This is a genomic window from Acinetobacter sp. YZS-X1-1, from assembly GCF_000804305.1.
GTDB classification, from domain to species: Bacteria; Pseudomonadota; Gammaproteobacteria; order Pseudomonadales; family Moraxellaceae; genus Acinetobacter; species Acinetobacter variabilis.
In genome coordinates this window covers 52,024-73,399 of the sequence record NZ_JWHB01000009.1, presented here as the reverse complement: position 1 = coordinate 73,399, position 21,376 = coordinate 52,024, and the positions used below count along the sequence as shown (strand labels likewise).

Here is a 21,376-nt window from a genome sequence, read left to right as displayed (position 1 = left end):
CTCCATGCCGCTTGATGTCAATGCACAGATTTATCCATGGCAGCAACAGGTTTGGGAAACGCTAACCGGGCGTTTTCCTAAGCTTGGGCATGGTTTGTTATTCTATGGAAAAAAAGGCTGTGGTAAAGAAGCCTTTGCCCAGCAGTTTCTGGCCTGGGTTTTATGCCTGAACCGTCAGCCTGATGGGCCATGCGGTGAGTGTGGTAGCTGTCAGTGGTTAAAAGCGGATACCCATCCGAATTACGTCTATATCAGTACTGATGAAGACAATAAAAAACAGAATGCCAAAATTAAAATTGAAAAAATCCGTGATCTTCTGCCTTTTGTACAGCAGACCGTGGATGGCTGGCGCGTCGTTGTCATTGAACCCGCTGAAGCATTAAATATTGCCTCTTCTAATGCCTTGCTGAAAACTCTGGAAGAACCGGGTGAAAATATTGTCATCATTTTACTTGCGGATCATTATCTGAAATTGCCTGCAACTATTCGCAGCCGTTTACAGCATTTTGCTTTGGACCGGATTTCATCAGTGCAATTCAGTGAATATGTAGAAGTGCAATTACCTGAAGCAGGTTCGAGCCAGCAGCAGTTATTGATGAATTTATCCAATCAGATGCCTTTGCAAGCGGTTGAGGTTGCACAAAGTTCATGGCTGCCACCACGTCAGGAATTCATAGAAGACTGGAAAAAACTGGCTATTCAAAAAAATATGCCCATGGCAATTGCGACCAAATGGAATAAAAGCCTGAGTTTTGGTGAATTTGGTCAAATGTTTGAATACTTGTTGTCCGATTTAATTTGTGTCAAGCTAAATCAGGCCGTAAAAAACATTGATCTGGACTTTAATGTATTGGCCGAACAATATTCATTGGAAACACTTTTTGAAATTTATGAGGATTTTCAGCGAGCCAAACAATATCTTGAGCAGAATGTACAAAGTAATCTGGTGCTCGATGAATTGTGTATCAAGCTGATGAATCTTTAACTTAAGGGGAAAACAAGATGCAACCACGTATGGGCGGTATTATTCAGGCCAATATTCCGGATATTGAAACGTTATTTGCCAGTTATATGCCATATGTTGTAGGTGGTGGACTTTTTATTCCTTCCAAGCAACCAGTCAAGCTGGGTGAAGAAGTATTTGTTTTGACGACTTTACCTGAACAGTCGCAGAAAATTCCATTAACCGGAAAAGTAATCTGGATATCTCAAAAGCAGAATGGCATCAAGCCACAAGGTTTTGGGATTCAGCTCACCGGTGAAAAGGGTGTTTTCTTCAAAAATGAAGCCGATCGTCTGGTTGCAGGTCTTAAATCTGATGGACGTAAAAGTTACACTATGTAGTTAATTTACCTTCGGTAGGAACTCATTGTGTTTGTAGATACTCATTGCCATTTAACACTGCTCGATTTAACACCTTATAATGGTGATCTGGATCAGGCGCTTGCTCAGGCCCGTGAAGCAGGCGTATCCAAGTTTATGAGTATCTCGGTGGATCTGGATGATCATATCGAGCTGGCTAAAATCGCGGCCCGTCATCCTGATGTCGGTTATAGCGTCGGTGTACATCCTTGCGAAGATGCGGCAACGATGGCGCGTGCGACTACTGAATATCTGGTTGAACTGGCACAGCCAGAAAAAGTCTGGGCGCTGGGTGAAACGGGGCTCGATTATTATCACAGCACCGATTTTATTGCCGAGCAAAAAGACTGTTTTGCCCGTCATATTCATGCCTCACAAATTGTGAAAAAACCTGTCGTTGTGCATACCCGTTCTGCCAAGCATGACACAGTTGATATTATTCGTGCAGAAAAATCTACCCATGGCATTTTGCACTGTTTTACCGAAGACTGGGAAACCGCTAAAGCTGTTTTAGACTGCGGTTACTATGTGTCTTTCTCCGGTATTGTTTCTTTTAAAAATGCCCAGGATTTGCGTGACGTTGCCAAACAGGTTCCACTTGATCGTGTTTTAATCGAAACGGATAGTCCTTACCTTGCTCCAATGCCATATCGTGGCAAATCTAATGAACCAAAATACGTTCCTTATGTAGCCAAAGCCCTTTGCGATGTATATGATAAGTCGCTAGAAGAAATGGCTTATATCACAAAGCAGAACTTTGAGAATCTTCTGAATTCAAAGTAAATAAAGTTAGATAAGAGTACAAGAGAGTTATAGGGTGAAGATGGATCGTCAGGCTCAGTTTCGAGCAAGAGAAACCTTGATTTTTCAAGTTGCAGAACAGTTACTGCTAGAAAATGGTGAAGCCGGGATGACCCTGGATGCACTGGCAGCAGAACTGGATCTGGCCAAAGGCACTCTTTATAAGCATTTTCAGAGTAAAGATGAATTGTACATACTGCTGATTATCCGTAATGAGCGCATGTTGCTGGAAATGATTCAGGATAGTGACAAGGCTTTTCCTGAACATCTGGCTTTCTTTATGTTGCACCATCTGCATCACCCTGAACGTACTGTCCTTTTTCATCAGATTGAAGAACGTCTTTCTACAACAGGTGTTGGAATTCAGCATCTGTTTAGCGAACTTTATCAGGTGCGCAAACAGCGCTTACGTCTGATTATCCGTATGACTGAAAGCTATCTGGCTTCAATCAATAGCAGCATGTCGGTGCGTGATTATCTGGCCTCAATCTGGTCATTGACCCATGGTGCAGCTGCTATTCTTAACTCCAGTTTCTACCAGCGCTATCTTGGTTCACGCGATACCTTGCGCGTTGCCCTTATTGATCAAGCTTTAGCTTTACCGAAACAGGTCCATCCTGCCGAGTAGTTCGCCTAAGAGTTGCCTATGATCAGATCACATCACGCCTCCATTCGTGGATTCACTCTAATCGAAGTGATGGTGGTGATTGTGATTATGAGTATTATGGCATCACTAGTTGTATTGAATATTGGTGGGGTAGATCAGCGCAAGGCAATGCAGACGCGGGAAGTCCTGTTACTGGATTTGCAGCGGATCTTGCGGGAAGCTAATGATCAATCCCGTATTCTTGCGCTTGATGTTCAGGCTGCCACTGATATTTCACCATTTCGCTACGGGGTCGTGGAATATCGTTCACCTAATCAGGCAGAACCGACTTTAAATCAGCAGAAATGGCAAAGTTATGCGGAGTTTAATCTGCGCAGTTTACCGGAACAGGTCTCTTTCCGGATTCAGCCTTTAGAGCAGCGTTATAATAATGCCCAAAATCGGGATCTTACTGAAGCCAATGCACCCAAGCTGATCTGGTTAGGCAATGGTGAAGTTAAACCGGTCAGAATCCAGTTCTATCTGGAAGATCGTGAAGTGGGCAATCCGATTGAAATTGATCACTTGGGTAAAGTCCATGAAAGCTAGGGTTTTCAAGCAGAGTGCCGGAGCTGATGTAATCAAGCCATTTAAGTCAAATGCTGATCGTGCGCACTCCGGGCATAGCTCTTCGTCTTGCGCAGCGGTGAAACAGCATTTCACTCATCGCGACTCCTCAAGCACAGCTTTTGGACTTTCTTGCGCGACAATGCCGCTCAGGTCGAGTATTACTCGACTTAATCGTGCCTCAGGATTTACCTTGCTGGAAGTGATGGTTGCGCTGGCGATTTTTGCCACAGCAGCCATGACCCTGACTAAAGTTGCCATGCAATATACCCAATCGACTTCGAATGCCATTTTGAGAACCCAAGCCCAGTTTGTTGCCTTGAATGAAGCGGCACTGATGGAAATCAATCAGCAGTGGTTCACTGGTACTGAATCTAAACAACTCACCCAGCAGGGCGAAACCTGGCAAATTGATAAGCGCAGTGAGCCTACTTTAAGTCCTAATGTACAACGTATTGAATTAAAGGTGAGTCTGGTCAACACTGAAACCGGTCAGGCAGAAAATGGAATTAGCAGCTTGATGTTCTTTAATCACCGGATGAATGAAGCGCCATGAAGTCAAAGGGATTTACGCTGGTAGAACTACTGGTTGCTATTGCTATTTTCGCCGTACTGTCTGCTCTAGGCTGGAAAGTATTTGATTATATTATACAAACCAAAGACCGTAATGCGGTGCATGAACAGCGCTTAAGTCAGTTGCAAGATACTTATCAGCAGATCTTGCGTGATACGGTACAGGCGGTGCCTTTAACGGCCAATATTAATGGTGATATTCAGCCGGCACTGGTTTTGCAAAACGGGCGTTTTAACTTTAGTAAGACTGGAGTTACCGATCCTCTGGAAGAGGGGATTTCTCCAGATGAACGGGTTGAATATCAGTACCGGGCAGATGAACAAAAACTATATCGTCTGAAATACCGGAATTTAAACCAGACCGGTCGTGATCAACCTGAATCCAGTGTGTTGTTGTCCGATGTTGAGCAGTTTCAGATCGTAGTGCTTAATCCGAATGAAATGACCCAATGGCCAGACTCATCATTTGATTTAAATCAGGTTGAGCAAAAACAGCGCTTGCCCAAAGGCATTAAAATCAACTTAATGGTTAATGGGGTCAGTTATGAGTGGATTTTCAGTTTGTTGAATACAGATTTCCTGCTTAAAACCCAAAAGTTAACCTGACAAAGAATAATAAAATGCAGATGAACAAAGCAATGATGATCAAACAGCAGAAGGGGATTGCTCTGATTACCATTCTAGTGATGGTGGCTCTTGCAACTATTTTGGCTGCGACTATTGCTAAACGTCAGGCCGCAACTGCTGAAAGCACCGCTTATTTAATGCGACAAAACCAGTCTTTGATGTATGCCAAAAGTGCTGAAGCGTTTTTTTCTGAATTGCTGGTTGATGACGCAGAGAATGCAGCAGAAGTTGATCATTTAAATGAAACCTGGGCGCAACCAATGCCGGCTTTTCCGGTTGAAGATGGCTATGTCTCGGGAATATTGCAAGATGAGTCGGGTAAGTTTAATTTAAATAGCCTGATTACAGCAGAAGGCACAGTGAATGAAAATGCTAAAGCCTGGTTCGAGCTGATATTAAAACGTGCTGGATTGCCAGAGCAGTTGAGTGAAGCCGTGATCGACTGGCAGGATGAAGATGAGATGCCAAGTGGCCCAATGGGTGCAGAATCCAATTATTATCAGGGCTTGCCGAATGGTTCTCTACCTCCGAATGCCAAATTTCATAGCGTTGAAGAGCTGAAACTGGTACGAGGCTTTGAAGAAAACAAGTACAAACTAATCGCACCCTATCTCAGTGCTGCACCTGTAGAAGACAGTACAGTCAATATTAATACCGCATCTGCATTTCTTTTGGCGAGCATGGATGAAAAGCTGGATGTGAATGCTGTGCAGCAATTGCTGGATCACCGTCAGGCGAATCTGGAATATTTTTCCAATGTGGCTGATCTCTGGACACTAGAACCCTTTGATCAGGTGGATGCAGCCAAACATAACCTGTTTAATAACCTGCTTGGAGTGCAATCCAATCACTTTAAAGCACGTATCGAAGTGATGCTGAGTGAACGTAAACGTCAGTTTAGTAGTGATCTGGTGCGGCAGGACAAGAAGGTTTATGTTGCCTATCGAAGCATGGCGCCTTTTTAAAATATCATCATTTTAGAATGCTCTCATTTCTTGAATTTGATTCGCGTATCCTTAATCCCTTTTCCCTATCATGATGAACTGCAAAATTAATCCTCATAGGTTTACTTTTGCTTTATAATTGAAATTAATTCACCTATTTTTTGACGACATTACGGCATATGTTAATTCGTAAGTTATTTAAGTTTGAAAATGCTCATATTGTGCGTAACTGCACCTCGGATCGCTGTAAACGTTCGATCCACGGTCACAGTTATAAAGTTGAGTTATTGCTGAAAGCGTCGAAGTTGGATCATGGCCAGATGGTATATGATTTTGGTCTGCTCAAAGGGGTGATTAAGGATTTCTTTGATTCTTTTGACCATGCGATCTGCTTCTGGCAAAAAGATGATCCTGAATATATTCAGGCATGTAAAAACTTTAGTGCACGCTGGGTATCTTTGCCAGTTTCACCGTCTGCAGAACAGTTTTCACGTATTTTCTTCTTCTTGGCTCAGCAGGTATTGGCATCCACCATTACTCAGAATGGTGAAGGGGATGTTGAAGTTTACTCTGTGATTGTCCATGAAACTGATACAGGCTATGCGCAAAGCTTCCTGGAAGATATCCAGAATGAACAGATGGGTCCACTTAGCCTGGAACAGATTGAATTCTCGGAGCAGGTCCGGGCAGAATGGACAGATTCAGAGATGTTTGCGAAACTGAAACAGGGTCTTTCATTTCATAACCCGGCTGTGGATCTGCAAGTCCAGCCTTAAAAATTCGAATATAAACGCAGACTGACATAGATTTAGGATTGAAGCATGTCTTTAAATGAACAGCAAATTGCCAAACTGAATAAAGTTCAGTTAGATGACAGCTGGAAATATGGACTCAGTGATTTTTTACTGAGCCCGAAAATGGATGCGTTAAAAACGTTTTTAATTGAAGAAAAAAAAGCAGACAAGGTAATTTACCCACCAAATCATCTGATTTTTAATGCTTTGAATACAACGCCATTAGACCGGGTCAAAGTGGTCATCATTGGTCAGGACCCTTATCATGGCCCGAATCAGGCGCATGGTTTAAGCTTCTCGGTGCAAAAAGGGGTTGCATTACCTCCATCTTTACGTAATATTTTTCATGAGTTACATAATGATTTAGGCGTAAAAATCCCTAAACATGGTGATTTAACTCATTGGGCGGAACAGGGTGTACTTCTGCTCAACGCTGTATTGACTGTAGAGGCAGCACAGCCAACTTCACATCAGAAACGTGGCTGGGAGGAATTCACAGATCACGTCATTGATGTATTGAATGAACAACGTGAACATATCGTTTTTATTCTTTGGGGCGCATACGCACAGCGTAAAGGACAGCGCATTGATCAAAATAAACACCTGGTCTTAAAGGCAGCACATCCTTCGCCTTTGTCAGCAAACCGGGGTGGTTTTTTTGGTTGTAAAGTTTTTTCGAAAACGAATAATTATCTCAAACAACATGGCATTGAGCCTATAGATTGGCAGCTGGACGCATGATTTATTATCCTGTAACTACACCTTACCATCCGGACCTGATTGTTGAACAAGCCAATAATGGCTGGCGCATTGTTCGCCTGAATCGTCCAAAATCATTACACGCTTTAGATGAATCTCTGGTTTCAGCATTGCTAGAAGTCTTTCAGGACTTTCATACAGATGACAGCGTAAAAGCGATCTGGCTGGATTCAACTACCCCGAAAGCATTTTGTGCCGGTGGCGATGTACGTAAGCTGCGTCAGTTAGTAATTAATGATGAAGTGGCAACCGCCAATAAGTTTTTTGAACAGGAATATGCGCTGGATTTATTACTGCATAACTATGCCAAGCCGGTATTGGTGTGGGGTGAAGGTTATGTTATGGGTGGTGGTTTAGGCCTGTTTATGGCGGCTCCATTCCGTTTGGTGACGCCGTATTCACGTCTGGCCATGCCTGAGATTAATATTGGTTTATATCCAGATGTGGGTGCGACCCGCTTCCTAGCAGACCGTGGAGCGATTGGCCTGTTTACAGGTTTAACGGGTTCCATTATGACTGCTGCGGGTGCTTACGGTATTGGCTGGGCGACTCATATCTGTGATGCACAACGTGATTCAGTGTTAGATAAGGTCGTGAATATAGACTGGGAACATTATCCAGCTGGCGATTTCCGTGCGATTGATGACACCTTGAACAGCATGCACCGTCCTGTAGGCCCGGGTCCTCTGCAAAACTCACTGGATGTAATCCACAGTGTATGTCGTGGCGTAAACTTTGAACATGACTATGAATCGATTATTGGTTTAAGTGATGCGCGCAGTGACTGGTTGCGTCAGGCCAGCGAAAACCTGCAAAAAGGTTCACCTGCAACCGCTGCTCTAAGCTGGTTATTATGGCAATGGGGTAAACAGGTTCATTCATGGAATGAAATTTTTGAACTGGAAACCCAGATTTCAGATTGGAAAATCCGTCATCCTGACTTTGTTGAAGGCGTGCGTGCACGTCTGGTCGATAAAGATCTGTCTCCAGAATGGCAAAAGGGTAGTGATTTAAGCCTGAAAGGCATTCTGTCTCAGAATCCACCAGTAACCACCATTGAAAGCTGGAATGAGTTACTCAAACACTATGGTGTGATTTAAGTCTGAATGTCCGAAACACAATTTACCGATGAATACTGGATGCAGCTTGCTTATGAGCAGGCTGCACTTGCTGCTGAGCAGGGTGAAATTCCTGTGGGTGCCGTGATTGTCAGCCAAAATCAGGTCATTGGCCGTGGCTACAATGCGCCTATTTCTTTAAATGATCCGACTGCCCATGCTGAAATCGTAGCATTACGTGAAGCCTGTCAGAACCTGAAAAACTACCGCCTGCCTGAAGATGCTGTCCTCTATGTAACTCTGGAACCGTGCACCATGTGTGTAGGTGCATTGGTGCATTCGCGTATTTCACGGGTCGTTTTTGGTACAAATGAGCCCAAAGCAGGTTCTTTGGTGAGTGCACGCAAGCTTTTTGAGACTGGCTACTATAATCATGTATTTCTATTTGACTCGGGCTGTATGCAGCAGCAGTGTGCTGAGCAGTTGAGTGCATTTTTCAAGTTGCGTCGTGAACAAAAACGCCAGCTGAAATTGCAAGAAAAATTACTGAATGCTCATAAATAAATCGAATCTAATTCGTTAAACTTTGCTCACTTTAAAATCATTTATTTTCAGGAAAAAGAAAAATGAAAAATGCGATTCAGGTAAAAAAAGAATTCCCAGCAGCGATTGATAAGGTTTTTGAATTGCTGTCTAAACACGATGCTTATAATGTGGCTTTTGCACCAATGCAGGTGGAACGGATTAAGGATTCGGCAGACCCTGAGCGCCCAGATGGTGTGGGTTCTGTGCGTAGCATGGGTTTAGGTCCAGTCAAGCCGCTAAAAGAGCAAATTACCTTGCTAGAGCCGAACTCCCGTATTGAATACAAGATCGTAAAGAATCCTTTGATTAAACATCATTTGGGTACTATTGAGTTTGAAGCATTGGACGATAATAAAAGTCTGGTGACTTATACGATAGAATTGCAGGCACGTCTTCCATTTGTCAGTAAATTAATTCTTGCACAGCTCAAGACAGGGATTAAACTAGGCCTCGCAAAACTTGCAAAATCTGTATAAATAACGGGAAAGTAATGACAGTTCAAATTATTACCATTGATGGTCCAAGTGGATCTGGCAAAGGCACACTGGCTGCAAAACTTGCAGCACATTACCATTTTCATTTACTGGATTCAGGGGCTTTGTATCGTTTATTAGGACTGTCATTGCATCACCATAATTTACTCGATGAACTGGATACTAAACTGGCTGAATGCGTACAAATTGCAACAAATTTGGATATCCAATTTGTCAGCACTGAATCAGGTGTTCAGGTATGGCTGAATGGTGAAGATGTCTCCCAAACTATCCGTACCGAACGGGTGGGTGAGTATGCTTCAAAAGTTGCTGCAATTCCTGAACTTAGAACTGCTATGGTGGCCCGTCAACATGCTTTTGCTCAAGCTCCTGGTCTAGTGGCAGATGGCCGCGATATGGCGACCAGTATATTCCCAGATGCACAAGCCAAGATTTATTTGACAGCTTCGGCTGAATCCCGTGCGCAAAGACGTGTAAAGCAGTTGCAGGGTATGGGGCTGGATGTTAAAATAAACGACATTTTAGCTAATATCGAAGCGCGGGATAAACGAGATATGGAACGCACTGTCGCTCCGCTCAAACCTGCTGCTGATGCGTACATCATCGACAGTTCAGATTTGAATATCGATGAAGTATTTAAGCTGATGACCACGTATGTGGATCAGCAATTAGCTCAATAACCCTATTATTTCAGCAGATGCATAGCTTGATCAGTTTTATATGGACTATGTAGACGCTTAATTAAACCGGCCTTGTCTGATCCAAGACCGCTGACTTTATCGGATATATCATGACCGAATCTTTTGCAGCCCTCTTTGAAGAAAGCGAATTAAACCTCAACGTTGAAAAGGGTGCAGTCATCCAAGGCGTTGTAGTAAGCATCGACTCTGATTGGGTAACTGTTGACACTGGCCTTAAATCTGAAGGCGTTGTTGACCGTGCTGAGTTCTTAAATGAACAGCGCGAACTTGAAGTTCAAGTTGGCGACACTGTAGACGTAGTTGTTGAAGCACTTGACAATGGTATGGGTCAAACAGTTCTTTCTCGCGAAAAAGCTAAACGCGCTGAGACTTGGACTAAACTTGAAAAAATCTTTGAAGACGGCGAAATCGTTACTGGTGTTATCTCTGGTAAAGTTAAAGGCGGTTTCACTGTTGACATCGGTCCAGTTCGTGCGTTCCTTCCAGGTTCTTTAGTTGATACTCGTCCTATTCGTGATACTACTCACTTAGAAGGCAAAGAGTTAGAATTTAAAGTAATCAAACTTGACGCTAAACGTAACAACGTTGTTGTTTCACGTCGTGCTGTTATGGAAGCTGAATCTTCAGCTGACCGTGAAGCTCTTCTTGCTCAGCTTGAAGAAGGTCAAACAGTTACTGGTACTATTAAGAACCTTACTGATTACGGCGCGTTCGTTGACCTTGGCGGTATCGATGGTCTTCTTCACATCACTGACATGGCTTGGAAACGTATCAAGCACCCATCAGAAGTTGTTGAAGTGGGTCAAGAAGTTACTGTTAAAGTACTTAAATTCGACCGCGAACGTAACCGCGTATCTTTAGGCCTTAAACAATTAGGTGAAGATCCATGGTTAGCGATCATGAGCCGTTATCCTAAAGGTTCTATCGTTAAAGCTCGCGTAACTAACCTGACTGACTACGGCTGTTTCGCAGAAATCGCTGAAGGCGTTGAAGGTCTAGTACACGTTTCAGAAATGGACCACACTAACAAAAACATCCACCCATCTAAAGTTGTTCAGATCGGTGACGAAGTTGACGTTATGGTTCTTGAAGTGGACGAAGAACGTCGTCGTATTTCTCTTGGTATCAAACAAACTCGTGCTAACCCATGGGAAGAGTTTGCTAAGAACCACGATAAAGGTGAAAAAGTATCTGGTACTATCAAGTCAATCACTGACTTCGGTATCTTCATCGGATTACCAGGTGGTATCGATGGTCTAGTTCACTTGTCTGACATCTCTTGGAACGAACAAGGCGAAGAAGCTATCCGTCGTTACAAGAAAGGTGACACTGTTGAAGCAGTTATCCTGTCTGTAGATGCTGAAGGCAACCGTATCAGCCTTGGCATCAAACAATTGAACAGCGATCCGTTCAACGATTTCTTAGCTGCTAACGAACGCGGTGCGCTTGTTAAAGGTACTGTAACTGCAGTTGACGCTAAAGGCGCTACTGTTAAGTTAGCTGATGAAGTTGAAGCAACTCTTAAAGCATCTGAAATCAACCGCGACCGCGTTGAAGATGCGACTAAATTCCTTGAAGTTGGTCAAGAAGTTGAAGCTAAGATCATTAATGTAGATCGTAAATCTCGCTCTATCAACTTGTCTATCAAAGCGAAAGACGAAGCTGAAGAGAAAGAAGCTGTTGCAAATCTGAAAACAGCTGCTGCTGGTCAAGACAATGGTCCTAAAACTATTGGTGACTTGATCAAAGCGCAAATGAATCACTAAGAGTAGATGGTGAATTGTATTGTTAATGTAAATTAAGTAATACTTTTTACACAAATACTGTAAACGGTAGCGTAGTATTTAATTATTGCGCTACCGTTTTGTATTTAAACAGGTTATTATCGGAAAATAGATCCCGAGTAGCTTGATAATTAAAGAGGTCGCAGATGACTACTGAAGCACTTAATAAGTCTGACTTAATAGAGCGCATCGCGCTAAAGAATCCGCATTTGGCTGAACCTTTAGTGGAAGAAGCAGTTAAAATTATGATTGATCAAATGATTGAAGCTTTATCATCTGATAACCGTATTGAGATTCGCGGGTTTGGCAGCTTTGCATTACATCATCGTGAGCCTCGCGTGGGTCGTAATCCTAAAACTGGTAAATCTGTTGAAGTTGCAGCAAAAGCTGTTCCACACTTTAAGCCAGGTAAAGCACTTCGTGATGCAGTAAACGAATCTGCAAACAAATAAACAAGATATTTACGGGGTGTTCATGCGTTACGTTCTGGTCATTCTTTTATTGCTCGTCTTTGGCTATTCATTAGCTTTGGTGTTGCAAAACGGGACTGAGGTCTCAGTGGACTTGTTATTTACTCAAGTTCCTGCAATGCGTTTAGGGTTATTGCTCCTTTTGACTCTTTCCTTAGGAATAGTGGTTGGCTTGTTACTCGGTGTGCAGGTTTTCCGCGTTTTTCAGAGCAATTGGGAAATTAAACGACTACGTAAAGATATTGAGCATCTACGTAAGGAACAGTTGAATACTGCCAAGATGATGGCAGCAGAAGCGGCGGCTCATACACGACATGAGAAAACAGTATTAGATATTAATTCTAATGACAGGCCATCGGCACCGCTTTAAACGAAAATGACAAGTAGAAGTAATCTACCGAATCTTTACTTCGCCTGTTTTGATCGAACGCCTTTTAGCTTAGCTTCTAAGGCGTTTTTTATTGTTTAATGGTATTTAGAAAAATATATAAAAATTATATAAATAAATGACTTAATTTGAATTAAAAAAATCATTTTTGCGAAAATATTCTTGGTTGTTATAGGGCTAATCCGTATAATGGTTTAATTTTGTCAATTTGAAGGGTCTTCTCATGAGTATCATCGTTGCACTGGATGCTAAAAGTCAATTTGATGCCTTAAGGATTGCAGAGCAGCTCGATCCTGCCTTATGCCGAGTAAAAGTGGGCAAAGAGTTATTTACTCATGAAGGTCCTATCATTGTAAAAGCACTTCAGGATAAAGGTTTTGATGTATTTCTAGATCTGAAGTTCCATGATATTCCAAATACCACTGCACAAGCGGTATGTGCCGCGGCAGACTTGGGTGTGTGGATGGTCAACGTCCACGCTTCAGGTGGTCGTAAAATGATGGAGACCTGTGTTGAGCGTTTAAAAGCAGGCAACTATAAAACTCAACTTATTGCAGTAACTGTATTAACGTCTATGGGACGTGAAGACCTGAAAGACATTGGCTTGGATATTGAGCCTAATGAACATGTAAAACGTCTGGCTCAGCTGACTAAAGACAGTGGTTTAGATGGAGTGGTCTGTTCCGCACAAGAAGCGAAAATGCTGCGTGAAAGCATTGGACAAGACTTTGCACTGGTCACTCCTGGGATTCGTCCTGAAGGTTCAAATGCAGACGATCAAAAACGTATTGTGACACCAAAACAGGCAATGCTGGATGGCTCAACACATCTGGTGATTGGACGACCAATTACCAAGTCGGAAAATCCTCGTCAGACTCTAAAAGATATTTTGGCAACATTGTAATTCCAGTTACCCGATGAAAAGCCTTTCATATGAAAGGCTTTTTTTATACATTGAGAAAAGCTGTATAAAAATAAAAAGGAATTTCAAATGAGAATAATAAAGACACCAGAACAAAAAATGCTAGAACAAAGGCTGGAGATGGAAAAAATAGCAGATCAGTTCGAACAGCAGGAAAAATATAAACAACAGGCACAGTCGGGTTCATGGGACTGGATGTCAGGCCTTGATAGCATAGATATTGTAGAACTCGCTTCAGAGATGATGGAGACAGTAGGAGATTCATTGAGTAGGGTTGATTTGAATTTTTAATATTCCGTAGTTTATTTTATTTCTAATTGAATCCCCCTAAATCCCCCTTTATGAAAGGGAGGTCGGGAGGGATTTTTAAATTACCGCCAACACACTTACCGCTACTGGCGCCAATACAGATAAAATAAAACCGCTCACCATGGCATGTGGAATAAAATCATTGCCACAGGCCTGTTTGACCATGGGTAAAGTCACATCCATCGCAGTCGCACCTGCAGCAGAAATTGCTGATCTTGGGTAACGCCAGCCTGCACAATACATTAGTAAAATCGCAAAAATTTCCCGAAACAGGTCATTCATCAGGGCAATACTGCCCAGTTCCGCATTTCTTAGTTCTGTAACGACAACACCTGACATTGAATAAAAACCATAACCTTGTGACAGCATAATCAGGTCTTTTAAATGAATATCCGGATTCCAGAAAGAATAGATAATTGCAGCCACGCATGAACCAGCAATACAACCTGTTGGGACCAGCAGGATTTTCCAGTTCAACCATGAGCGATCAAGTGGTGAGTAGGCAAGATCCAGTCCAATCAGAAACATAAAGACCAGTAATAAATGCCAAGTACTGATTTGAACAGAAAGCCCCATTTGAGTGAAACTATAATGCAGCAAGTACCCAGCAGCTAAGGCGAAGAATGCATAACTGATATTAATCAGTGATTTAATTACTAGCTCAGTGGAGACTCGTCCAGAAGAAGGTTGAAAATCTGCCCATTTAAATAGCAGATAACAACAGCTAAATGCCCCAATAGAGGTGAGAAAAGCAATTGTAATAGAGGTATTTAGAATCTGGTCAGGGTGAGGTAATTCCGTCAGAAGCCCAGAAAACTCAAAAGCAATAGCGACCAGTAAGATATAACTAAAATATGGTAGAACCTTAAAGCATATTTTCGTGAGTGAAGCAGGAAGCCGTTTTGCAAAAACAAAACCAAGCGCTAAACAGACCAGAAGCTGGGAGACTAACCAAAGCGATTGCATAATAAAAAAGTATGATAAATCAGTCTTTATTATGCCATCGCTAGCACTATGAATGTGAAGGACTTTTAACTGGCTTTATTTAAAAAATAATAATCTGCTGCATTAAGGGTTTTGGTTTTGAGCCAGTATTTCCAGGTATAGGTGGGCCATAAGGCAAAATTTTTCCCACCTTCTTGTTGATACCAGCTGACACAGCCAGATTGCCAGACCGTATTGTCCAGCATATGTTGGACATCCTGATTGAATTTTTCCTGTACCTGATCTTTGACCACAATCGCATCACTATGTGATTGATCTACTAGGGCGATCATTTGCAGGATATAACTTACTTGCGCTTCAATCATAAAAAGCACTGAGTTATGTGCCAGCACAGTATTCGGTCCTAATAGCTGGAACAGATTCGGAAAACCTTTAACACAGATTCCATAATAGCTTTCGGCACCATCTTTCCAGACATCAGTTAAGTGAATGTCATTCAGGCCAGTGCAATCGAAATTTTTCAGATAAATTCTTGGATCGGTAATAAATCCGGTACCGTAGATCAGGCACTCAATCGGACGTACTTTACCATCTACAGTAATAGTACTGTTTTCGGTCACTTCACGAATACCTTCAGTCACTAGTTCCACATTTTTACGGTTAAAGGTAGGGAAGTATTGGTTAGACACCAGAATCCGTTTGCAGCCCATGATGTAATCTGGGGTCAATTTCTTGGCAGTTTCCTTGTCCTTGACCTGATAGCGAATATAAGCTTCTGCGAGTTTCTGAGCATATTTCATGACAGTTGGTTTAACGATAGGCACTACACGCGACTCATTAGACCAGTACAGACGAATCCGGTGTAACTTGCGGAACCATTCATATTTGGAAAACAGCTTTTTTCCAGGTCATGATATAGGCGCTCATCCCGTGGAATAACCCAAGTCGCAGTACGTTGAAAGACATAGAGCTGTTTGCATTTGGGTGCAATTTTAGGGATATATTGAATTGCACTGCCACCAGCCCCAATCGATGCAACATTTTTTCCCTTGAGATCATAATGATGATCCCAGTGAGAAGAATGAAAGATTTTGCCCTTAAATTTTTCAATGCCCGCAATATGGGGAATTTGAGGAACATGTAAAGGACCAGAGGCAAATACTACAAACTGAGCTTCCAGAATGCTTTGATCATGCAGATGGATCTGCCATAAGCATCGGTCTTGCTAATAATGAATCCCGAGTACTTCAGTATTCAGCCGAGCAAAAGCCCGAAGATTAGAATCACTGACTAAATCTTGAATATAGCTAAAAATTTCCGGTGCTTCGGCGTAGCGTTTTGACCAGTCAGTTTTGGGTACAAAGGATAGGGAATACATATGTGATTGCAAATCACAGGCCGCTCCCGGATACTGATTATCGCGCCAGGTTCCACCAAAATCGCTATCTTTTTCTAAAATAATAAAATCATGGATGCCTTGTTGCTGTAAACGTATTGCCATCGCTATCCCGCCAAAACCGGCACCGATAATGGCCACTTTGGTATAAGGGTGAGTGTGGGTAAGGCGTGTATTGTCCAGCATCTTCGCATTCCTTGCTTATTTTAATAATGGATAATTATCTTGATTTATTAACTGGCTATTAGATATAAAATTGATCTAAACGGCAATAGCCGACAGTTTATTTTTATAGTACAACTAGAGCTATCACATTGTATTTGTATGGTTATGAAACGTTCTGTTCTCAGTCTGATGTATCTGATCCAGGGTATGCGCAAGGCTGGCATAGAGGTCGATCAAAAACTGCAAAATATCGGCTTGCGTGTTGATGCGCTTGATCCGACTTCAATTATTCACCCAAGCGTGGAATATGATGTGCTCAAAGTGGTGGGTCAGGATATCCAGCCAGAACAGGGTTTATTGATCGGCCAGCATTATGCATTGGCAGGTTATGGGCCTTTGCTGATGTTGCTGGTGACCAGTCCAACCGTACGGGATGCGATGCATCAGGTAATTCGTTTTCAGCAATTGACGCATCTTACCGGCCAGTTGGGACTGGAGCAAAGTGAGTACCGCAGTGCGCTTTGCTATTATCCCAAGAAAACGGAAGACCATCTGGGAATGCTGGTCGCGCAAGCTGAGATTTCAGGTACATTCAAGTTCATTCGCGATATTTACAAGATGATGGGCCTGTCCAAACCTGACTTGCAGATTGAACTGCCTTTCGCCGCACCGGAACAATCTGCTACCCAGAAAATATATCATGATTATTATGGAACACAGGTACAGTTTGGTGCTGCAAGAGCTGCATTCTGGTTTGATGAGGCCATTTTGGATATCCGGATTCCTTCAGCAGATGCGGAGACTTTTGCAATCTATGAAGCAAAGTGTTTGGCTGAACTGGAACGTCTGGCGGAAGATGTGGATGTCCCGACTGTGGTACAGCGAGTACAGGATTATCTGGAGTTGCAAACCGGTTTGATGCCGAGTATGGCTGAAACGGCTCAGGCTCTGAATATTCCAGAACGTACTTTACGCCATCAATTACAGCAGTTCGATACCAGTTATAAACAGATTCGCGAAGAGATTATTAAAGACAAAGCTTTGCGACTCATTGAATATAAACAGTATTCGATTGAAATGATTGCAGAGTTATTGGGTTATTCCGAACCGGCTGCTTTTAACCATGCCTTTAAGCGCTGGTTTGGGCAAAGTCCTCGGCAATATATAAAATAGCCTAAGTTAGTTAATGCCAAAGTGTTATAGTGTGCGTTCTAAACTCCGCTATAATTAAACAGATCCTGAATAGTACGAAACCTATGTCCGATTTTAATTCACAGCACAGCACCGCTTTTAGTCCGATCTCTCCTGCAGAACGTTATGCACAGGCTTTGTCTTCAGGACAGTTTATGCCCGATGATGCACAGGCCATGGCCGTACATGAGCTGAATCGTACCTGGCTGGAATTAATTCAGCGTTTTAAAGCTTCTAAGAAGGCCTTTCGCCGTTTCCGTCGTCAGACTTCGCCAAAAGGTGTATACATGTGGGGTGGAGTAGGTCGTGGCAAGACCTGGCTCATGGATCAGTTCTATGAGTCGATTCCATTTCGCCGTAAAACCCGTATGCACTTTCACCATTTCATGCAGCATGTGCATCGTGAGTTAAACAAGCTTTCAGGTCAGCGCAATCCGCTAGATTTGGTAGCGGATCAGATTTATAAAGATGCTGTGGTGATCTGCTTTGATGAATTTTTTGTATCTAATGTGACAGATGCCATGATCCTGAGTGATCTGTTCCAGAAGCTGTTTGAGCGTGGCATTACGCTGGTGGCGACTTCGAATATTGCGCCAGATGGTTTATATAAAAATGGGATTCACCGTGACCGTTTTCTGCCAACCATTGAAATGGTCAAGAAAAACTGTGTCATTCTGAATGTAGATGCCGGTGTGGATTACCGTTTACGTGTCTTAAAGCAGGCACAGTTATTCAAATATCCATTAACGCATGATAATAAAAACTGGTTGGCACATCGCTATACTGCACTGACTCAAACCCAAACCTCTTCTCAAGAGTCAATCATCATCAATAACCGTATTGTGGAAACTGTAGCCCATACTGAAGATGTCTTGTGGTGTGAGTTCTCTGAACTGTGTCTAAAACCGCGTAGCCCAGCTGACTTCATTGAAATTGCGAATATTTACAATACGGTATTAGTCAGCAATGTGCCGCATTTAACCGATTTCCTGAATGATGCCACACGCCGTTTCATTTATCTGGTCGATGAATTTTATGACCGTGGAGTCAAATTACTATTGACCTCAGAAGATAATATCGTTGATCTTTATAAAGGTGAGCGACTGGCTTTCGAAATTGAACGGACTCGTTCACGCTTATTGGAAATGCAGTCAGATGAATACCTGCATTCTGAACATCGCCAGATCGAGAAAATAGCTTCGAGCGAGCCTGAATAAATACAACAAGCGCTGGTCATGACCGGCGCTTTTTTATGCATTTCATTGCATCAAAGATCGACAAGTTCAGCCAAACATGGCTTAATCTTGATCTAAATATGACCTTGTATAAAAAGAACGGACAACTTTTATTCAAAATTCTGAACTTAAGTCTAATTTCTACATTTCAAAAACTTTATACACTGTCATGAGGGTATTTAGCAGGATGATATTGCATCGTGTGAGACATCATTTAATAAGGATATGAGGGTATTCTTATTAGAAAAATGCTCATTATTTTGCGGTGTGATAGTACTATTCAGCTAGATTTTAATCGGTATACTAGAATCTCTTGTATAAAAAGTAGCAATATCAGGAAAGACAATGACTGCACGTATTCAAAAAGGCAAGTTAGCGATTGCTAAAGAACTTTACGATTTTATCGAAAATGAAGCACTACCAGGTTCTGGTTTGGACAGCGAAACATACTGGAAGAACTTTGAACAAGTCGTTGTTGATCTTAGCCCTAAAAACAAAGCACTTTTGGCTAAGCGTGATGATATTCAAGCTAAAATTGATGAATGGCATCGCAATAACACATTTGAATTACAAGCTTACAAAGCTTTCTTGACTGAGATTGGCTACTTATTACCAGAAGTAGAAGATTTCCAGATCAGCACTGAAAATGTAGACGAAGAGATTGCACTATTGGCTGGCCCACAGTTGGTAGTTCCAGTACGTAATGCGCGTTACTGCCTGAACGCAGCGAATGCACGCTGGGGTTCTTTATACGACGCTTTATACGGCTTCGACGTGATCTCTGAAGAAGATGGTGCTGAAAAAGGTAAAGGCTATAACCCGAAACGTGGTGAGAAAGTAATTGCATTCGCGAAAAACTTCTTAAATGAAACATTCCCGCTGGCACAAGGTTCACATGCTGATGCAACCAAATATGCAGTTGAAGGTAATGCGCTGGTTGTAACGCTGAAAGACGGTTCTACCACAACTGTTGCGGATAGCTCTAAATTCGTTGGTTACAATGGCGAAGCTTCTGCGCCGACTGAAATCGTACTGAAAAATAACGGCCTGCACGCAATCATCCAGATTGATGCAAACAGTCCAATTGGACAGACAGATGCAGCTGGCGTGAAAGATGTTGTACTTGAAGCGGCTGTAACAACGATTCAGGACTTGGAAGACTCTGTTGCAGCAGTTGATGCTGAAGAGAAAGTAGAAGGCTACCGTAACTGGTTAGGCTTGATGAAAGGTACGCTTGAAGAGTCTATCGAGAAAAATGGCAAGACTATTACCCGTAAACTCAATGCTGACCGTACTTTCAAAAATGTTGAAGGCGTTGAGACCAAGGTTCATGGTCGTTCATTGATGCTGCTTCGTAACGTTGGTCACTTGATGACAAACCCGGCGATCCTTGTAGATGGCGAAGAAATTTATGAAGGCATCATGGATGCATTAGTCACTCCATTGCTTTCTGTGGCTGATATCCGTGGTGAGAACACGATCAAGAACTCACGTACCGGTTCTATGTATATCGTTAAGCCAAAAATGCACGGTCCAGAAGAAGTTGCATTTGCGGTTGAGCTGTTTGAACGTGCTGAACAGGCGCTTGGCTTACCTGCGAAAACCCTGAAAATCGGTATCATGGATGAAGAACGTCGTACTTCAGTTAACCTGAAAAACTGTATTGCTCAGGCAAAAGACCGTACCATCTTTATTAATACCGGTTTCATGGATCGTACAGGTGATGAAATCCATACCTTCATGGAAGCAGGGCCATTCGTTCGTAAAGGCGAAATCAAAGGCCAAAAATGGTTCCCAGCTTATGAGAACCGTAACGTGATGGTAGGTCTGCAAACGGGTCTACGTGGTAAAGCACAGATTGGTAAAGGCATGTGGCCAAAACCAGACATGCTTTTAGACATGTACAAAACCAAGACTGAGCACCCTGAAGCAGGCGCGAGCTGTGCATGGGTTCCATCTCCAACAGGTGCAGTAATTCACGCGCTTCACTACCATCAAATCAATGTAGCGAACCGTCAGCAAGAATTGCTTGCAACTGAAGCATTGCCTTTAGATGATCTATTAACACCACCTCTTGCGACTGATACAAACTGGTCTGAAGAAGAGAAACTGAAAGAACTAGAAAATAACTGTCAAGGTATCTTGGGTTATGTGGTTCGTTGGGTTGATCTGGGTGTAGGTTGTTCAAAAGTTCCAGACATCAATGATGTGGGCTTGATGGAAGACCGTGCAACTTTACGTATTTCTTCTCAGCACGTTGCCAACTGGTTACGTCACGGAATTGTAACGCGTGAACAGGTTGAAGAAGTAATGCAACGCATGGCGAAAATTGTGGATGAGCAAAATGCGAATGATCCACTGTACAAGCCAATGGCTGCTGACTTTGACAACAGCATTGCATTCCAGGCTGCTTCTGACCTGATCTTTAAAGGTGGTGAACAGCCATCAGGTTATACAGAGCCGCTTCTACACGCAGCTCGTTTAAAACTTAAAGGTTATACAGGTGACTAATCCTGTAACTTGAAAAAGCCTCTTCGGAGGCTTTTTTTTATTGCTCTTAAAAAAGATCTAAGGATAAAAATGTATTTCTGGAATGTAAATTAACTGACGGAACACCTAAAACAGAGCAGAGCAAGGTTAAGGGAGAGAACTTTAATAAT

23 protein-coding genes and 1 pseudogene are annotated in these 21,376 nt (G+C 42.5%); 22 read left to right on the top strand and 2 right to left on the bottom strand.

Translation table 11 applies throughout. The features are described from left to right. Nucleotides 1-4 precede the first annotated feature (4 nt). The 19 genes from RJ01_RS07445 to RJ01_RS07355 all read left to right on the top strand — a co-directional run bounded on the left by RJ01_RS07445 (nt 5) and on the right by RJ01_RS07355 (nt 13,766). Nucleotides 5-985 carry a DNA polymerase III subunit delta' C-terminal domain-containing protein gene (locus tag RJ01_RS07445; protein ID WP_034170575.1) on the top strand — a complete coding sequence of 327 codons (981 nt, stop codon included), beginning with the start codon at nt 5-7 and terminating at the stop codon, nt 983-985. Between the two features lie 17 nt (nt 986-1,002). Continuing rightward, nucleotides 1,003-1,344: a PilZ domain-containing protein gene (locus tag RJ01_RS07440; RefSeq protein ID WP_034170574.1), complete on the top strand. Its 342-nt coding sequence runs from the start codon at nt 1,003-1,005 to the stop codon at nt 1,342-1,344. 27 nt (nt 1,345-1,371) lie between these two features. Then, nucleotides 1,372-2,145: a TatD family hydrolase gene (locus RJ01_RS07435; protein WP_034170573.1), complete on the top strand. Its 774-nt coding sequence runs from the start codon at nt 1,372-1,374 to the stop codon at nt 2,143-2,145. Between the two features lie 40 nt (nt 2,146-2,185). Next, nucleotides 2,186-2,791 (top strand): TetR/AcrR family transcriptional regulator, encoded by a 606-nt coding sequence (locus RJ01_RS07430; RefSeq protein ID WP_005236135.1) that lies wholly within the window; start codon nt 2,186-2,188, stop codon nt 2,789-2,791. An 18-nt stretch (nt 2,792-2,809) separates the two neighbouring features. Continuing rightward, on the top strand, nt 2,810-3,358 hold the full coding sequence (locus RJ01_RS07425) for a Tfp pilus assembly protein FimT/FimU (RefSeq protein WP_034170572.1): 549 nt from the start codon (nt 2,810-2,812) through the stop codon (nt 3,356-3,358). Continuing rightward, complete coding sequence (gspI, locus tag RJ01_RS07420) at nt 3,348-3,932, top strand: type II secretion system minor pseudopilin GspI (RefSeq protein WP_171248456.1); 585 nt, start codon at nt 3,348-3,350, stop codon at nt 3,930-3,932. The genes RJ01_RS07425 and gspI overlap by 11 nt, the downstream gene beginning before the upstream one ends. After that, entirely contained in the window at nt 3,929-4,555 is a 627-nt protein-coding gene (gspJ, locus tag RJ01_RS07415; RefSeq protein WP_034170571.1) for a type II secretion system minor pseudopilin GspJ, read from the top strand. Before gspI ends, gspJ begins: the two co-directional genes overlap by 4 nt. 14 nt (nt 4,556-4,569) lie before the next feature. Continuing rightward, complete coding sequence (gspK, locus tag RJ01_RS07410; RefSeq protein WP_081402654.1) at nt 4,570-5,541, top strand: type II secretion system minor pseudopilin GspK; 972 nt, start codon at nt 4,570-4,572, stop codon at nt 5,539-5,541. Between the two features lie 158 nt (nt 5,542-5,699). Next, on the top strand, nt 5,700-6,296 hold the full coding sequence (locus tag RJ01_RS07405) for a 6-carboxytetrahydropterin synthase (RefSeq protein WP_034170570.1): 597 nt from the start codon (nt 5,700-5,702) through the stop codon (nt 6,294-6,296). Between the two features lie 45 nt (nt 6,297-6,341). After that, the gene (gene ung / locus RJ01_RS07400) at nt 6,342-7,055 is read left to right on the top strand and encodes a uracil-DNA glycosylase (protein ID WP_005236130.1); all 714 of its coding nucleotides are present in this window, start codon (nt 6,342-6,344) and stop codon (nt 7,053-7,055) included. Then, on the top strand, nt 7,052-8,173 hold the full coding sequence (locus RJ01_RS07395; RefSeq protein ID WP_034170569.1) for an enoyl-CoA hydratase/isomerase family protein: 1,122 nt from the start codon (nt 7,052-7,054) through the stop codon (nt 8,171-8,173). The genes ung and RJ01_RS07395 overlap by 4 nt, the downstream gene beginning before the upstream one ends. A 6-nt stretch (nt 8,174-8,179) precedes the next feature. Then, nucleotides 8,180-8,695, top strand: a complete 516-nt coding sequence (gene tadA, locus RJ01_RS07390; protein ID WP_005236129.1) for a tRNA adenosine(34) deaminase TadA — start codon at nt 8,180-8,182, stop codon at nt 8,693-8,695. Between the two features lie 62 nt (nt 8,696-8,757). Then, on the top strand, nt 8,758-9,192 hold the full coding sequence (locus tag RJ01_RS07385) for an SRPBCC family protein (protein WP_034170568.1): 435 nt from the start codon (nt 8,758-8,760) through the stop codon (nt 9,190-9,192). Nucleotides 9,193-9,206: 14 nt separating this feature from the next. Further along, a complete protein-coding gene (gene cmk, locus RJ01_RS07380; protein WP_034170567.1) occupies nt 9,207-9,890 on the top strand; it encodes a (d)CMP kinase in 684 nt (227 codons plus the stop codon). 110 nt (nt 9,891-10,000) lie between these two features. Further along, the gene (rpsA, locus tag RJ01_RS07375) at nt 10,001-11,677 is read left to right on the top strand and encodes a 30S ribosomal protein S1 (protein ID WP_004783987.1); all 1,677 of its coding nucleotides are present in this window, start codon (nt 10,001-10,003) and stop codon (nt 11,675-11,677) included. A gap of 164 nt (nt 11,678-11,841) precedes the next feature. After that, the gene (locus RJ01_RS07370; RefSeq protein ID WP_005097312.1) at nt 11,842-12,147 is read left to right on the top strand and encodes an integration host factor subunit beta; all 306 of its coding nucleotides are present in this window, start codon (nt 11,842-11,844) and stop codon (nt 12,145-12,147) included. A gap of 22 nt (nt 12,148-12,169) precedes the next feature. Beyond that, a complete protein-coding gene (locus RJ01_RS07365) occupies nt 12,170-12,535 on the top strand; it encodes a lipopolysaccharide assembly protein LapA domain-containing protein (RefSeq protein WP_005236124.1) in 366 nt (121 codons plus the stop codon). Between the two features lie 241 nt (nt 12,536-12,776). Beyond that, entirely contained in the window at nt 12,777-13,457 is a 681-nt protein-coding gene (gene pyrF / locus RJ01_RS07360) for an orotidine-5'-phosphate decarboxylase (protein ID WP_004783982.1), read from the top strand. A gap of 87 nt (nt 13,458-13,544) precedes the next feature. After that, nucleotides 13,545-13,766, top strand: a complete 222-nt coding sequence (locus RJ01_RS07355; protein WP_005236122.1) for a hypothetical protein — start codon at nt 13,545-13,547, stop codon at nt 13,764-13,766. A gap of 75 nt (nt 13,767-13,841) precedes the next feature. Here RJ01_RS07355 and RJ01_RS07350 read toward each other — a convergent pair whose 3' ends face one another. Together RJ01_RS07350 and RJ01_RS07345 are read right to left on the bottom strand one after the other, a co-directional pair. Next, nucleotides 13,842-14,750: a lysine exporter LysO family protein gene (locus RJ01_RS07350; RefSeq protein WP_034170566.1), complete on the bottom strand. Its 909-nt coding sequence runs from the start codon at nt 14,748-14,750 to the stop codon at nt 13,842-13,844. A gap of 65 nt (nt 14,751-14,815) precedes the next feature. Then, nucleotides 14,816-16,311, bottom strand: a pseudogene (locus RJ01_RS07345) (flavin-containing monooxygenase). 144 nt (nt 16,312-16,455) lie between these two features. Here RJ01_RS07345 and RJ01_RS07340 point away from each other — a divergent pair. The 3 genes from RJ01_RS07340 to RJ01_RS07330 all read left to right on the top strand — a co-directional run bounded on the left by RJ01_RS07340 (nt 16,456) and on the right by RJ01_RS07330 (nt 21,227). Further along, on the top strand, nt 16,456-17,463 hold the full coding sequence (locus RJ01_RS07340; protein ID WP_034170603.1) for an AraC family transcriptional regulator: 1,008 nt from the start codon (nt 16,456-16,458) through the stop codon (nt 17,461-17,463). A gap of 83 nt (nt 17,464-17,546) precedes the next feature. Continuing rightward, entirely contained in the window at nt 17,547-18,698 is a 1,152-nt protein-coding gene (gene zapE / locus RJ01_RS07335) for a cell division protein ZapE (protein WP_034170565.1), read from the top strand. 363 nt (nt 18,699-19,061) lie between these two features. Then, nucleotides 19,062-21,227 (top strand): malate synthase G, encoded by a 2,166-nt coding sequence (locus RJ01_RS07330; RefSeq protein WP_034170564.1) that lies wholly within the window; start codon nt 19,062-19,064, stop codon nt 21,225-21,227. Nucleotides 21,228-21,376: the final 149 nt, after the last annotated feature.